General features: G+C 68.3%; 9 protein-coding genes. 1 reads left to right on the forward strand and 8 read right to left on the reverse strand.

Annotation, left to right across the window (positions count from 1 at the left end):
• Positions 1–174: 174 nt before the first annotated feature.
• Positions 175–894 (forward strand): GNAT family N-acetyltransferase, encoded by a 720-nt coding sequence (locus tag GVY64_RS12960; protein WP_159841146.1) that lies wholly within the window; start codon positions 175–177, stop codon positions 892–894.
• Between the two features lie 69 nt (positions 895–963).
• Here GVY64_RS12960 and GVY64_RS12965 read toward each other — a convergent pair whose 3' ends face one another.
• From GVY64_RS12965 to GVY64_RS13000, 8 genes are all read right to left on the reverse strand, one after another.
• Positions 964–2,157 carry an N-acetylmuramoyl-L-alanine amidase gene (locus GVY64_RS12965; RefSeq protein WP_159840990.1) on the reverse strand — a complete coding sequence of 398 codons (1,194 nt, stop codon included), beginning with the start codon at positions 2,155–2,157 and terminating at the stop codon, positions 964–966.
• Positions 2,158–2,316: 159 nt separating this feature from the next.
• Entirely contained in the window at positions 2,317–2,649 is a 333-nt protein-coding gene (gene trxA, locus GVY64_RS12970; RefSeq protein WP_159840992.1) for a thioredoxin, read from the reverse strand.
• A gap of 57 nt (positions 2,650–2,706) precedes the next feature.
• Positions 2,707–3,723: a thioredoxin-disulfide reductase gene (gene trxB, locus GVY64_RS12975; protein WP_159840994.1), complete on the reverse strand. Its 1,017-nt coding sequence runs from the start codon at positions 3,721–3,723 to the stop codon at positions 2,707–2,709.
• A gap of 108 nt (positions 3,724–3,831) precedes the next feature.
• Positions 3,832–4,614 carry a hypothetical protein gene (locus GVY64_RS12980; RefSeq protein ID WP_159840996.1) on the reverse strand — a complete coding sequence of 261 codons (783 nt, stop codon included), beginning with the start codon at positions 4,612–4,614 and terminating at the stop codon, positions 3,832–3,834.
• A gap of 102 nt (positions 4,615–4,716) precedes the next feature.
• Positions 4,717–5,298 carry an RNA polymerase sigma factor SigM gene (gene sigM, locus GVY64_RS12985; RefSeq protein WP_159841164.1) on the reverse strand — a complete coding sequence of 194 codons (582 nt, stop codon included), beginning with the start codon at positions 5,296–5,298 and terminating at the stop codon, positions 4,717–4,719.
• A 291-nt stretch (positions 5,299–5,589) separates the two neighbouring features.
• The gene (locus tag GVY64_RS12990) at positions 5,590–9,450 is read right to left on the reverse strand and encodes a lipid II flippase MurJ (protein ID WP_268895621.1); all 3,861 of its coding nucleotides are present in this window, start codon (positions 9,448–9,450) and stop codon (positions 5,590–5,592) included.
• A 784-nt stretch (positions 9,451–10,234) separates the two neighbouring features.
• A complete protein-coding gene (locus GVY64_RS12995; protein WP_159840998.1) occupies positions 10,235–12,823 on the reverse strand; it encodes a DUF6049 family protein in 2,589 nt (862 codons plus the stop codon).
• On the reverse strand, positions 12,820–13,356 hold the full coding sequence (locus tag GVY64_RS13000; RefSeq protein WP_159841000.1) for an NUDIX hydrolase: 537 nt from the start codon (positions 13,354–13,356) through the stop codon (positions 12,820–12,822). Before GVY64_RS13000 ends, GVY64_RS12995 begins: the two co-directional genes overlap by 4 nt.
• Between the last annotated feature and the right edge of the window lie 761 nt (positions 13,357–14,117).

Below are 14,117 nucleotides of genomic sequence, written 5' to 3' on the forward strand. Positions count from 1 at the left end.
CACGCGGCCGTGGAGCGCACATCGCTCCCGGCGAAGCAACACAAGTTCTTCTGACCAACAGCACAGCGACATGGAATGAGGCGGGTTCCCCTTGATCGCTTATTCTTGCTGGCGAGCAAACGTTGATGCGACGTGAGCGTGGATGAATCGGACAGCTGGAGGCTGAGCAGAGCGGTGTCGACCAGCGTCACAGCACTAACCCTCGGCGGACTGGAGAAGCTTCCCGCGCATGCGCGGCGCTGTGTCTTCTGGGAGATGGACCCCGCGGTGGCCGAGGACTCGCGCAACTTCAGCGATCCGGTGTTCGAGAAGGAAGCCTGGCTGTCCACGGTCATGCTGGAGTGGGGTTCGTGCGGGCAGGTGGCGAACGTCGACGGCAACGTCGCCGGCTGCGCCTTCTACGCACCGCCGAGCGCGGTGCCCCGGGCCGGCCTCTTCCCCACCTCCCCGGTGAGCCCGGACGCGGTCCTGCTGACCACGCTGCGGGCCGAATTTCCCTATCGGGATGCCGATGTCGCCCACCACCTCATCCAGGCTGTGGTGGCGGATCTGGTGCGCCGTGGCGTGCGAGCTCTGGAGGCATTCGGCATCCGCAGCCATCCGGCGACGCAGGCACTGTCGGAGCGGTCCGGCTCGATGACACTGCTCGAGCGGATCGTGGCCCCGATCAAGAGTGCGAGCGCCACTACCGAGTGCTCACCGGAGAGCTGCATGATCGATGCCGACTTCCTGGAAGATGTCGGCTTCGAGGTGGTGGCCCCGCATCACCGGTTCCCACGGTTGCGGTTGGAACTCGACTCCGACCACGGCTGGAAGGAAGACGTCGAACGGGCGTTGGATCAGCTGCTCGCCGCGGCGTCGATGACCGCGCCGACTCGCATCGGAGCGCGCTGAGGCAGACAACGAAACGCCCCCTGGCCGATTCGAAAGGTCAGGGGGCGCTTCGAAGAATGGAAGGCGAAGCTACATCCGGTCCGCGGCGGCCAGTTCTTCGGCCAGCAGTTCCGCGAAAGTGTACGTACCGGTCGGCTGGTCGTCCTGGCCCAGCAGATACAGCCGCTTCACCGAGATCAGAATGGCCTCGGCGATCACATCGCGCATGCGCGGGTTGGTGAGAACCGAGGCATCGTATTCGTTGGTCAGATAACCGATGTCCACCTGGACCGTCGGCATCTTGGTGAGGCGCAACAGGTCCCACGTGCGCGCATGGGTACGGCAGTCCTGCAGCGAGGTTCGGGCGACGACCTCCCGCTGGATGAAGCCGGCCAGCACCTGGCCGATCATGGACACCGAGCCGTGCGAGTTGCCGAAGTAGAACCCGGCCACGCCGTTGGCCAGCGGGCTCGGGTTGGTGGCACAGCGCAGGGAGATCATCAGATCCGCGTCGAAGGCGTTGGATGTGTCCGCACGCTCGGCGTCGGTGGGGTTGACGCCCCACGGCCGCGACAAGAAGGTCTCCATACCCGTGGCCGCCATCCGTCCCTCGAGACGGCTGGCCAAGTCCCACAGGATCTCCGACTCGTAGACGTCGCCGTACTCGGTGGGTACGGCGCATCCCTTGTCCGGCCCGCCGAGGCCCGGATCGATGACGATTCGCTTGCCCGTCAGCTGCGGCCCCGCCCGGTGCACCACTTCTTCCTCGGCGATCCGGTGCGGATTGCCTCCGGTCACCCTGGCGCCGAGCAGGTCCAGCGAGCGCAGCGTGTCGGGACCGCAGATTCCGTCGGCCGACAGCCCGATCTCCCGCTGGAAGGCGGTCAGCGCGTCATGGGTGTGCGGACCGAAGTAGCCGTCGACCCGATGCACGTAGAAGCCGAGATCCTGCAGCCTGCGCTGGAGCGTGGCCACGTCGTCGCCGTAGAGCGGCGCGGACAGCTGATAGATCAGTGTGCGCGCGCCGAGCCGGTAGGACGCCTCCTTGAGTGCCCGGTAGGTCGCCGGACCGACCACCCCGTCGACCAGCAGACCGCGATGCTGCTGGAACGCGCGAACAGCGGAGTCGAGGTGGTGGTCGAAGGAGACCTCCGTATCCTTCCAGTATTCGCGCGCGTCCGCCTGATCGGTAGCGACGTGCGCGTGTAGGAACCCGAGGCTTGCCAGGGTGCTCCGAACCTCTGCTACGGCTGGACCGGAATCGCCGTGACGAAGTCGGTGCATGCGTGAGAGCCCTTTCCTTCCGTCAACCCGCGGGTACCCACTCATGCGATGGGATACACCTTCGCACGACAGGAGCGTCGGTCGATTGTCTCAGACCCGGACCAGGTTTCGACAACCCCGGGTCCAGGGCATCCTACGGCGCGTCGTCGGATCGCGTCGTCAGATGACGTCTTCGAGTTCGCGCAGAAGAGCCGCCTTGCCCTTCGCCCCGACGATCTGTTTGACCGGCTTACCGCCGCGGAACAGCATCATAGTGGGCAGCGAGAGGATCTGATAATCGCGGGCGGTGCTCGGGTTGGCGTCCACGTCCAGCTTCGCGATGGTCAGCTTGTCCGCGTGCGCACCGGCGATCTCCTCCAGGACGGGCGCGACCATCTTGCACGGCCCGCACCAGTCGGCCCAGAAATCGACGAGGACGGGCTTCTCACTCAGCAGCACGTCGTCGGCGAAGGTCGCGTCGGTGACGACAACCGTGTTGGCGGACTTGGACATGGGTGTTCTCCTAGCGATACAGCGAAACGAAAGGTGTGTGTCTGGTCCGGTGCGAACTCAGGTAGCGGGGACGGCCACCGACTCGCCCGCGTGGGCGAGAGTGTTCGAGGTGATGTCGCCCTGCTCGGCCAACCAGCGTTCGGCATCGATGGCCGCCCGGCAGCCCGTGCCTGCGGCGGTGATCGCCTGGCGGTAAGTGTGGTCGACCAGATCGCCCGCGGCGAAGACGCCGGGGATGTCGGTGGCGGTCGTTGGCTCCTGGACCAGCACGTATCCCTCGTCGTCCAAGGCGACCTGGCCCCGGACGAGTTCGCTGCGCGGGTCGTGGCCGATCGCGACGAACAGGCCGGTGGCGGCCAGCTCGGAGGTCTCGCCGGTCCGGGTGTCCCGCACGGTCAGGTGGGTGACGCTGTTCTCACCGTGCACCTCGACCACTTCGGCGTTGAGCACGAACTTGATCTTCTCGTTCGCCTTCGCACGCTCGAGCATGATGCGGGACGCGCGGAACTCCTCGCGACGGTGCACGATGGTCACGCTGGAGGCGAACTTGGTCAGGAAGGTCGCCTCTTCCATCGCGGAGTCGCCGCCGCCGACCACCACGATGTCCTGGCCCTTGAAGAAGAAGCCGTCACAGGTGGCGCAGGCGCTGACGCCGCGGCCGAGCAACCGCTGTTCGCCAGGGACGTTCAGGTAGCGCGCGGCCGACCCCATGGCGAGGATGACGGCGTAGGCCTGGAACGTCTCGCCGCCGACGACGACCTTCTTGATCGGGCCGGTCAAGTCGACGGCATCCACGTCCTCGGTGCGGATGTCCGCGCCGAAACGTTTCGCCTGCTCGCGCATCTCCTCCATGAGATCCGGGCCCATGATGCCGCCGCGGAAGCCGGGAAAGTTCTCGACCTCGGTGGTGGTCATCAGCGCACCGCCGAACTGGGTCCCCTCGAACTGCAGCGGCTGGAGCTCGGCGCGGCCGGCGTAGACGGCGGCCGTGTAGCCGGCAGGTCCGGAGCCGACGATGATCAGATCGCGAACTGGCGTGCCGGTGTCGCTTGCTTGCTCGCTACGCTCGCTCATGGGGCCCTTCCGGGAAGATTCGATCGGACGTGTCGGTCAACAACAGGGTAATGGCTGTTGTTCCCACGTCGACGGGCTCACGCCGCGCGGGTGGTCCAGATCGCATGGTCAGCCGATGTCCTGCAGCGCCTTGCGCTGCGGATCACCCGCACCGCAACCGGTTCCGACCACCAGGGCGGTGATCTTGGGCGGCTGCGGGCCGTTGAGCAGGATGAGCACCGCGTTCCCGCCCTGGAATCGGATGTCTGTCGATCCGAGGACCGTGCGGTCGAGACCGTTCGCCCGCACACAGCGCTCCAGTGCTCCCGGGCCGGCCAGGGAGCCGGTGACGGTGTTCCGGCCGAGCGCGCTGAGGGCCATGGTGGCGGTGAGATCATCGCCCCATTCGTCGTTCCCCGTGGTCGGTTGCGCGGTGGGCGCGGGAGCGTCACCGCCGCGCAACGTCGAGACCCACACCCCCGCCCCCGCCACAGTGACGATCGCCGCGGCCGCCGCGGCGAACCAGCGCAATCTGCCACGGCGTCGCTCGTCCAGAGTCACCGGTGGGGATTCGGAAACCTCTGCTTCGCCGACGGATTCGCCCGCCCATGCGCGCGGAAGCTCATGAACCGTAGCGTCGGGGGCGTCCTCCGGCGGTTCGAGTTCGCCGACGAACAGAGCGAGCCGAGCCGCCACGTCGTCCGGCATCGGGTGAACGATGCGCTCATCCCGGGCGAGGGCACGCAGCTCGGCGGTGACGTCGTCCAAGCCGCGCAAGAACCGCATGGCGTCTTGATCACGCGAGACCGCAGGCCACAGTTGCGCACGCTGCTCCGGCGTCACGTTGTCGGCATGCAAGTCAGCCAGCAATTCGGACGTGAACGGGGGCTGCGGCACGGACTGGGTAGCCATCGCACCTCCGTTGTTCGCATCTGACATCGCGGGGATCCCCTCGCCGACGGGGCCTGCCTCTGAATCGTTCAGGGGTTCGTCACTATTAATGACGCATCCCAACTACCTCCGGTTCCCCGGATCACGCAGATAATCCAATCGCTCTTTCAACCGCTGCCGCGCGCGAGCGCACCGGCTCTTGATGGTTCCCTCGGGCACACCGAGCAACGCGGCCGCCTCGGCCACGCTATACCCCTCCACGTCGACCGCGACGAGCGCGGTCCGCTGATCCGGCGGCAAGGAGAACAGCGCGCGATCGATGTCCATGGACATCTCCACCTGGGCCATCTCGTCGCGGTAGTCCTTGGGCTCGGGCAGCGACTCCGGCGCCAGCGATACCGCGCGTCTGGTCTTGTTGCGGCGGATCCGATCCAGGCAAGCGTTCACCACGATCGCATGCAGCCAGCTGCGCACTTCCGCCTGCGCACGGAACGAGCCAGCCGTGCGATGCGCCGACAAAAGCGCGTCCTGCAGCGAATCGGCCGCGTCCTCGCGCGTGTAGGACGTCCGCAACGCGGTCTGCCACAGATGATCATTGTGCCTGCGCAGCAACTCGGCGAACGCGTGACGCTCACCACGCACATGCGCCCGCAACAACTCCACATCGGTGGCTTCACCGAGTACAAGGGAACGCTCGTGACACATCACCTGTCGCGACGCCCCCCTGCCGAGCTCCTCGTTCACTTCGGACGACAATGCCAACCCCTTGGACGGCCCTCACGGCGGCAACGGGCCCGATCGACCATTACCGAGACTTCGCAGCATCCAGGAACGAAAACGCCGGAACCTGGGAAGCTCCCCTGCGAGAGCGCCCGAAGATCATATCGTCCGTAACGTTTTGGCAGCAACCGAATCTCGGGCCGGGTACGGAGGAATGCGACGCGCGACGTGCGCTACGAACGCTCCGCGCGAACGAGGGCGCGGCGGGAAAGCCGGCTACGGCGCGACGTCGAAACGGATGTCGGAAATAGCGGTCTGGAACTGTCCTCCGGAGTTACCCAGTCCGGTGATCCAGACGAGCACGTAGCGGGCGGCTTGGTCGGCGCGCACCGGGATGTCGGTGACGCCGTCGTCCAGCCGGGCGGAGCCGATCAGCTGAGTCTGATCCAGCGTCGGCGACCCGGTCGGCGAGGTGCGGATCTCCACCGACGTGCCCGCGCTGGGCGAGTTGATCGAGACGTTCGTGAGCTTGGCCGGGGCAGGCAGCGTCGCCAGCAGCCCGACGCCCTTCTTGAGCGCCGGGAACTGCTGGAAGTACTGATCGGTGCGCCACTGGGTGCCCGGATCGTTGTCCAGCACCGCCTGGACGTTGGCGACGCCGTCGGCCGTGCCCTCCGGCGAGAACACCGACACACCGGTCACCGGGACCGGCGCACCGGTCGAGGTCAGGTTCGGGCCCGCGGCGGCGGGCGTCGGCACCGGCTGGTTGTTCGTCGTCAGGCCGATATTGCGCTGCTCGTTGAGCGGCGCCTCCGAAGCGGTCGGCGCGAACACGCTGACCATCCACCAGATCACGATGCCGACCACGAGCGCGGCGAGAATGCCGAGGCCGACCATGATCCACATCATCCGCTGTGAGCGTTCGCGTTCGGCCGCGAGCAGCTCAGGATCGGCGAGCGAGTCGTCCATATTCGCGGGCGCGCGCTGGCCGAGGCGCAGCACGGGGATGAAATCGGTCTTCTGATCAACGACGGACGCCTGCTCCAGCACGTGCTGGACCGTCGCCGCCGTCCGCACGCCCTTGTTCGACTCCAGCGAGCGCACGGCGACCGCGGAGATCTCGAACGGCACCTCGGGGCGGATCTGGCGCGGCTCCACCGGAGTGCCGTCCGGGCCGAAGTCCGCCAGCCGAAGTCCGCCGACCGTCGCGGCGGTGCCGGTGACACCGCCCGAGCGGATCGGCCAGCGGGCGGTGATGAGCGCGTAGAGCATCGCACCCAGACCACGCACATCGGATTGCGCATCCGAGTCCGACAGCGTGCCGGGGAACGCGAGCACCGCGTCGCCCGAGGCGCTGATGCGCACCCGGTCGGGATGGTCGATGGACAGCGATCCACCGCCGCGGTGCGCCAGCTCGGCCGCCGAGGCGAGGGCGCGGATGGCGCGGGCCGCGCCGATCGGCGACGGCACCGTCTCGGCCATCTCGCGCAGCGAACGGCCCGGCGTCCACTCGGCCACCACGATGCCGCCGGAGCTGCCGCGCACCACGTCCAAGACGCGGGCCAGGCCGGGCGAGTTGATCCGGCCGAGGCGCAGCGTCCGGGACAGGATCGCCTGCGGGCCGTCCTGCCCGGAGTTCTCCGTCGCCTTCTGGTCGGCGTCGACGAAGGTCAGCGCGACCTCGCGATCGAGTTTGATGTCCAGCGCCTGCCAGAACTTCAAGCCGCGGGCGCCGCCGTGGCTGGCCAGCAGGCGGTAGCGGCCGCCTGCCACCGAAGCGCCAGGGATGAGCTTGGGGCCGCGCGGTATGCGCCGGGCGCCCAGGTTCTCCCCGCCCATCGGAGGCATCTCCGGCGAGCCGATGGGGATCATCCCGGTGTCGTACATCGGGTCGCGCGGCGGCAGCTGATTCTCCTGCGATCTCGGCGCGTCCTGATCCGGTGCGGCCGTCCCCGGCTGCTTGTTCGCGTACGCGGGATCCGACTGCTCCCCCGCGGTCGGCGGTACATCGGTGGACAATCCGCCGGGCGTGGTCGCAGAAGAATCGGCGGCCGGGACGCCGCCCACCGCGTCGTCGCTCACCCTCGGTCCTCCTTCGCCCTGGTATGTCGAGGTTCCGGCGAATTCGCCACTTGTGCTTCTCTGCCGAACAGGGTACGGGAACTCCCCCATGCCGGTGCGGTCAACGGCATCGGGTCTGATTACCGGCAGCACCATGGTCTGGGCATCCATGTACGGATCGAACCGCGGGTATGCCAGATAGGGATCGGGCCTGCGCAGGACCTGCGTGACGTACGGATCCTCGGCCGGGCTCTCCAGATCGAGATCCGGCGCGGGCGGCGTCCAGCCCAGGCGCCGCGAGATGGCCACGGTAATGGCGACGATCTCCGGGATACCGGCGAGTCGCATCAGGCCGAAGGCAACCGCGAACATGACGATCGCGGTGATCGCCACCCGGATCAGCGAACCGGGGCCGCCGAAGGACGCGGTCAGCCGATCCAGACCGAGTACCCGGTCCACGATCCACATCACCGCGCCGCCCGCGAGTGACGCAAGCACGACACGAGTCACTGTGCGGCCGACATTGGCCATCCGGAGATCCCCGAGACTGCGGTGCAGCAGCAAACCGCCCACCACGGCGCCGACCGCGAAGCCGAGGCCGTTCGCGACGCCGAGCGCGATCACCACGTGCTCGGCATCGGTGATGACCGGAGCCAGCGCGGAGAAGACGATCTTGGCTGCGGTGATGCCGAGGATGATCCAGGTCGGCGTCCATGCTTGCTCTCGGGCATAGAACACGCGCAAGTGGATCAAAACAAGCGAGTACGGGATGAGCGTAAACGCAGACCAGCTCACCGCCTGCCCCAAACGCTCGGCGTCCTCGGCGAAGCGTGCGTATCCGAATAACGCCTCGCCGACCTGTGGCCCCGCCAGTGTCAGGAAGGTGATGACCGGGACCAGCGCGATCATGGTCAACCGGGTGGCGACCGACAGATCGTCCACGACGGCCGGCGTATCGTCCGCTGCGGCATTTCGGCTCAAGCGCGGCATGATCGCGGTAAGCACGGTGACGCCGAGCACGCCGTATGGAAGCTGCAGGAGCAGCCAGGCATTCTGATAGATCGCGGGTCCGGCCGCATCGGTGTGCGACGAGATGTTATTGGCGAAAACCAGGCCAGCCTGACTGATCAGGACATACAGGATGATGGCGGCGCCCATCCTGCCGAATTGCTTGAGGCGGGCGTCGATGCCCCACAGAGGCCGCAAGTCGATCCCTTGTCGGCGAATGGCGGGCACCAGGCTGACGGCTTGTGTCACCACGCCGAGGGTGATACCGAGACCGAGTACCAGAAGCTTCGGATCGCTCATCCGGACCGGATCGAGGGTTATCTCTCCGGGCGTCAGCGCGTAGAGCCCGAGAACGGTCAGCACCACGAGATTGTTGAGCACAGGAGCCCAAGCACCCGGCTTGAACACTTGTCGCGTATTCAGGATTGCCGTGAGCAGTGCTGACATGCCGTAGAACAGGATGGCAGGCACCAACAGGAACGTGAGCGCGGTGGTCAGCGCGGTGTTCACCTGGCCGTCAGACGATACGAAGACATGGGTCGCCAGCACCGGCGCTGCCGCGACCGCGAAAACCGTCGCTACGGCCAGCACCGTGAACGCTGCGGTGACGAGACGCCGCACGAACGCGGCGCCACCGTCGGCATCCTCTTGCTCGGCCCGGACCAGCGTAGGCACGACGATCGCGGTCAGCACCGCGCCGAGCACCAACTCCGAAATCATGTTCGGGATCAGGCTGGCGGACGCGAAGGCACTGGCAATCGCCGGCCCGAGCACGGTGAGCAGCATCAACTGCTTACCGAATCCGGTGATTCGGCTGACCAGCGTCGCGAACGCGATGGATCCGGTATCGCTCAGCAGCCGGGAGTTGGGGCTCTGCTGCGTCTCGTCGACCTTCACCGGAGCCGACGTCCCGGCAGGCCACTCCTTCGTCCGTGGGCGTTCCGTTTCCGCGGGTTCGTGCCGGACCGGGGCGGCCGGCCGTTGACGCGGCGGCGGGAACTGCTGCGGCTGTGGCGGAGCGTAGCGCGGCGGTGGCACCCGCTCGGATTCCGGCGCGACGGCCGGCATCGGCCCGGACCGGGGTGGGCGCGGCGCGGCCGGGATCGGGCCCGACTGCGGAGGACGCGGCACGGCAGGTATCGCGCCGGATCGGGGTGGGCGCGGGGCGGCCGGTATCGCGCCGGACTGCGGACCGCGCGGTGCGATAGGCGGCGGCGCCTGCCGGGCGGAGCCTGGCGGCGGGCCGGCGGGCGCGGGGCCCGGACGAGCGGGCACAGGCGGAACCGGTCGCGGTTGTCCCGGACCGGCCGCAGGCGGCGGAGCGGGATACGGCCGTGGGTTCGGCGCGGGCCCGGGCCGCGGTGGTGCCGGCGGCATGGGCCGCGCGGGGGGAGGCGGCGGAGCCATGCGCTGGTCCGGCCGCTGCGGCGTGGCCGGAGGACGACTGACCTGCGGCACCCGCGGTGGCCGGCCCTCGGGATAAGGGCCGCCGTTCACGCCGGGCTGCTCGGCTTCGGAGGGAGCAGGGCCGCGTTCCCAAGGAGCGACCGGCGCTCGGCGAACCGGTGGCCCGTCGAGGCGGTCGTTTGGTCGAGGGCGATGAGCCGATATGTCATCGTCGCTCATCATGCCTCCTGTACCAGCCGGGATGTCCGCACCCCCATCGGTGCGGTGAGCCGCGACTCGCCGCAACGGTCCGCCGTGGTCGGCGAACATTCTGTCAATGGTCCCCCTCCGGATCGGACCGGCTCGGGAACTCTGTGATTGTCCTCCACCGTGCCACACGACAGGCCGGTACCCCACATCGACGCAGGTAGCAGCTGTTCGCGTGGCCCCGTCGAAGCGGGATCCGTCACCGCGTCTCCTGCAGCTGCTCCTGCTCGCGCTCTCGTTCCTGGGCGCGCAGCACGCGCAGGCGCGCACGCCGGTACCGGTTGACCCGCCGCCTGGTTCCCGGATCGAAGCCCTCGTCGGCCGGGTCGGGCTGCCCGCGGAACCGGCGCCACAATCGGCGACCGGCCAACAGGAGCAGCAGGAGTGCGGCGCATCCGGTAATTATCGCCAACGCTTTGCCGTAGGCATTCGAACGCACCGAGACCTGGGTCGGATTGCCGAGCGCGACGCCCTCCGGCGTGGTGAGCGAGATCGGAATGACCAGGTTCCGGCTGTCACTGACCTCCGTCGGAATCTGGAAGGACCGCGACCCGTGCGCCGGGAGCTGCTGCTCGCCGGGATCGGTGATCTGCGTCTCGGCCGGCGCCTCGATCCGGAAGCTGACCCGGATCGCGACCGGCAGATCGTTGCGCGCGACCAGAAGCAGCGGGCTCTGCTCGGACGCGAGCGTGTACACACCGCCCGGCGGAAGCACGGTGACCGAGCGATAGAGCTTGTCCATCGTGCGCGTGTTCTGGTCCAGCCGCCGCTGGGCGAACGTATCCGGCGGCGCGGCGTCGCCTGCGCGCCGATCCGAAAGGCTGAGCACGCGCAGCAGGTCGTCGCGCAGCGGTGTCAGAAAGTCGTGTGGCGTCGGTTCGGCCTCGGGCACGTCCACCAGAGCGCGCATCATCTCGGTGATCCGACGGCTTTGTTCGCGCACGGGCGGCATGAACCGGTCCGGCACCGCGTCCTGCGCCGCCTGCGGCAGATAGTCCAGCTCGTAGGGCTGCGGGTCCGGCGGCAGTGCCACCAGATCATGGAACGGACGCGCGGTGGCCAAGTTGCCGCGCAACAGCTGGTCGACTTGGCGCAACAGTGCGGTGGCCTCGTCCCGGTTCGCACCCCACTGCTGCGGCGGGGCGAGCAACAGCGACCGCGACCGGTTCGCCCCCGGATGTAGTGCGCTCCAGGAGATCGCCCCGAGAGCGTCCTGCAAGCGTGCCGCGCGCGAGTCGTTGGTGACGTCGTAGCGCACCCGGGACGGGGTGAACGGCGGGGTGGGCGGGTTCGAGCCCACCGCGGCGAGCGCGGTGGCCGACCAGATGTCGAACGTCACCGCGTGCAGGGCGGGGTCGGCGGCGGGTGTGGGCGAACTCGCGACGGGCGGCGCCGGATTACCCGTGACCTGTGGTGCGGGTGCCGGTGCGGTCGGCTGACTCGCGGTGATCTCGGGCAGCCGCACCACCTCCGGGATCGCCGGCTCCGCGGTGGAGGCGATCTCGTTCGCGCCGGTCGTGGCCTGGCCGCTTTCGCTACTCGATTGGGCCCAATCCACGCTGCCCTGGGGAACCGCCGCCGTCGAGGCGAGCACAGCGGTGCCGAAACCGTGGCTGCGCAACAGGACGCCCGCGCCGTGGTCGATACTGCCGGAATCCGGCAGGCTGACTCCGCGCACCGACCGGGTGGCGAGGATCGAGTCGATGATCTCGGCCGGTTCGTTGATGGCGCGCGCGGACAGCGCCGGATCGTTGACCGCGGCCAGCGCGGTGAGGTCCACCTGCGCGAACGGCAGCGCGACGGTGCACATCGAGCCGGCCAGCGCGCGCAACCGGTCCAGCCAGGTCTGCGCCTGTTCGGCGCCTGCGCCCGCCCTGGTCGCGCCGTCGGGATCGGACGGGCTGGCCAGCACCCGATAACCCTTGGTCATCGCGCGAACGGTGAGCAGCAGGTCGGGGTCGACGGCCAGGCACACGGCCGAGGCCAGATCGGCGTTGCCGCGACCCGCGCCCGGGTTCATCGTCCCCTCCAGCGCGGCCAGCAGTTGATCGAGACGGCCGCCCTTGCCGAGCGAAGCGGCCAACTCGTCGTCGGTGAGTTCCACCTTGCCGTCCACGCTGCCCGGACGACCACCGACCTGCCTCGGCCGGTCGGCCAGCGGCCACAGCAATGTCGTCGCCACAGGCGCGTCGGTGGGCGCGGACACCGGCGGAGCCTCGTCGCCAAGGGCGGGTGGCACGCCGAGCACCGGGAGCAGGAACCTGGCATCGTCGAGCCGGGCCTGCGTGCCGTAAGCCGGTTCGCCGTTCACGTTCAGCAGCAGCGGGTAGACGCCCGGTTCCGTGATGCGCAACGACGTGGCGCCGCTCTCCGAGCGCAACGGGATGCTCAGTGTGAACTGTTTGCGCTGCCCTGGGTTGAGCCGCTGCGCGACGTCCTCGAACTCGCCGTTCACGTCGTAATTGACCTCGTCGAGGCGCAACGTGGCGCGCAACCCGGCCGGTGCGGTGATCGCCGCCGCCCGCTGGACGCGGATGCTGACGTCGTCCACCACGCGATCGCCGATATTGGTGACCGTCCCCGCCACCGTGAGCTGGGAGTCGCTGCTGGTGGTCACTGTGGTCGGCGTCACCGAATCGAGCGACAACTTCAGAAATTTGGGATTCGTCGAAGTGCCGGATCCTGCGGGTTGTGCTACGGCCGACGCGGAATCGAGCAGTGGCAGCGTCGTCACCGGGCCGAGGATGGTCAGGACCGCCACGAAGATCCGGAACAGTCCACGCGTCATCGCTTGCCGGTCTCCATCCGGTCGATCAGCTTGTTCGCCATCTCCGCCAGCCGCCGCTCGTCGGCGTAGGCCAGCCGAGAATCCAGTTCACTCAACGGAACCCAGGCGACCTGGGTCACTTCCACGTCGGCGTCCGACAGTTCGCCACCGACCGATCGCAGCAGATAATGATGCACCGTTTTGTGTACCCGCCGACCGTCGGTCACGAACCAGTAATCGATGCTGCCGAGTTCGGCGACCACGACACCGTTGATGCCGGTCTCCTCGGCGACCTCGCGGATCGCGGTCTGCTCGGCGGTCTCACCTTCTTCGATATGTCCTTTGGGCAGCGACCACAGTAACCGCCCGCGGCGATCGGTGCGCCCGATGAGCGCCGCGCTCCGCGATTCCGGGGGGCCGTCCAAGCCGTCGACGACCAGCCCACCCGCCGAGGTCTCCCGCACCGTGCGCATTCGTGGCTTAGCGGCATTGGTGGCCGAACCGCGGCGCCGAGGCTGGCGGCGTCGACTGTTCGCACGATCGGCCGGAGACACCTGGCAATCCTACTGTGTTTGTTTTCCAGCGCCTGCGGCGCTGGGTGTTCGCGGCCCCCTTGTGGCGAGCCGGGCCGCGAACGGCGGATGCTCGGTCTCGCTTCGCTCGAAACCAGTGGCCGGGGTGGGCTGGGTGCGTCGGTCTTCGAGTTCGGGAACTGGGGCGCGGCCGGTAGTGGGTGATCTCGAGGTTGGCCGGTACTGGTGGTTTGTCGTGGAAGTGCGGCCGCTTGGATTGGACGGCACTCAGCGGTGTCAACGGCGGATTCTCGGTGCGTGATGCGCGCACCGAGAGTGACGTGCGCGCGGGGTGAGTCGGTTCGGTACGGGAGTTGGCGACATGAGGCACAGCGGCTGGTCGCCAGGCTGACTGGGTGGTGTTCGTCGCCGACGTGCCGCTGCTCGGAAGTGTGCGGCTCTGTACGCCCCATGAACGGGGAGGCTGGGCACGTTTCCTGGAGAGCGGTGGTGCGGGTGCGTCGGTGTTCGCGCTCGCGATACCGGGGCATGGGCGCATAGCGGCAGGTGGCACGTCGATCGCTTACACGAGTCCCGCCCGGCGGCCGGCGTGTTCTAGGGCTGGGAGCGATGTTCCTGGACTCGCTCCGGCCGGAGGTCGCAGGTGTGGCGGCTGCGTAGTCCGCAGGAGTGGGATGGTGCGCGCTGTCCGGACGCCGCTGGCTGGGCTCATGTCGGTGTCCTTATATATCTGGGCTGCTGTGGGGGCCTGGGCGGCGATATTCGTTGGCGTGGCTCGGTAA

The sequence above is a fragment of the Nocardia sp. CY41 genome, from assembly GCF_009829325.1.
GTDB lineage: Bacteria > Actinomycetota > Actinomycetes > Mycobacteriales > Mycobacteriaceae > Nocardia.

Excerpts from the sequence above, each read along its gene's own strand:
- GVY64_RS12965 (WP_159840990.1), bottom strand. The coding sequence starts at position 2,157 with ATGCACCGACTTCGTCACGGCGATTCCGGTCCAGCCGTAGCAGAGGTT.
- trxA (WP_159840992.1), bottom strand. The coding sequence starts at position 2,649 with ATGTCCAAGTCCGCCAACACGGTTGTCGTCACCGACGCGACCTTCGCC.
- trxB (WP_159840994.1), bottom strand. The coding sequence starts at position 3,723 with ATGAGCGAGCGTAGCGAGCAAGCAAGCGACACCGGCACGCCAGTTCGC.
- GVY64_RS12980 (WP_159840996.1), bottom strand. The coding sequence starts at position 4,614 with ATGGCTACCCAGTCCGTGCCGCAGCCCCCGTTCACGTCCGAATTGCTG.
- sigM (WP_159841164.1), bottom strand. The coding sequence starts at position 5,298 with ATGTGTCACGAGCGTTCCCTTGTACTCGGTGAAGCCACCGATGTGGAG.
- GVY64_RS12990 (WP_268895621.1), bottom strand. The coding sequence starts at position 9,450 with ATGCCGGCCGTCGCGCCGGAATCCGAGCGGGTGCCACCGCCGCGCTAC.
- GVY64_RS12995 (WP_159840998.1), bottom strand. The coding sequence starts at position 12,823 with ATGACGCGTGGACTGTTCCGGATCTTCGTGGCGGTCCTGACCATCCTC.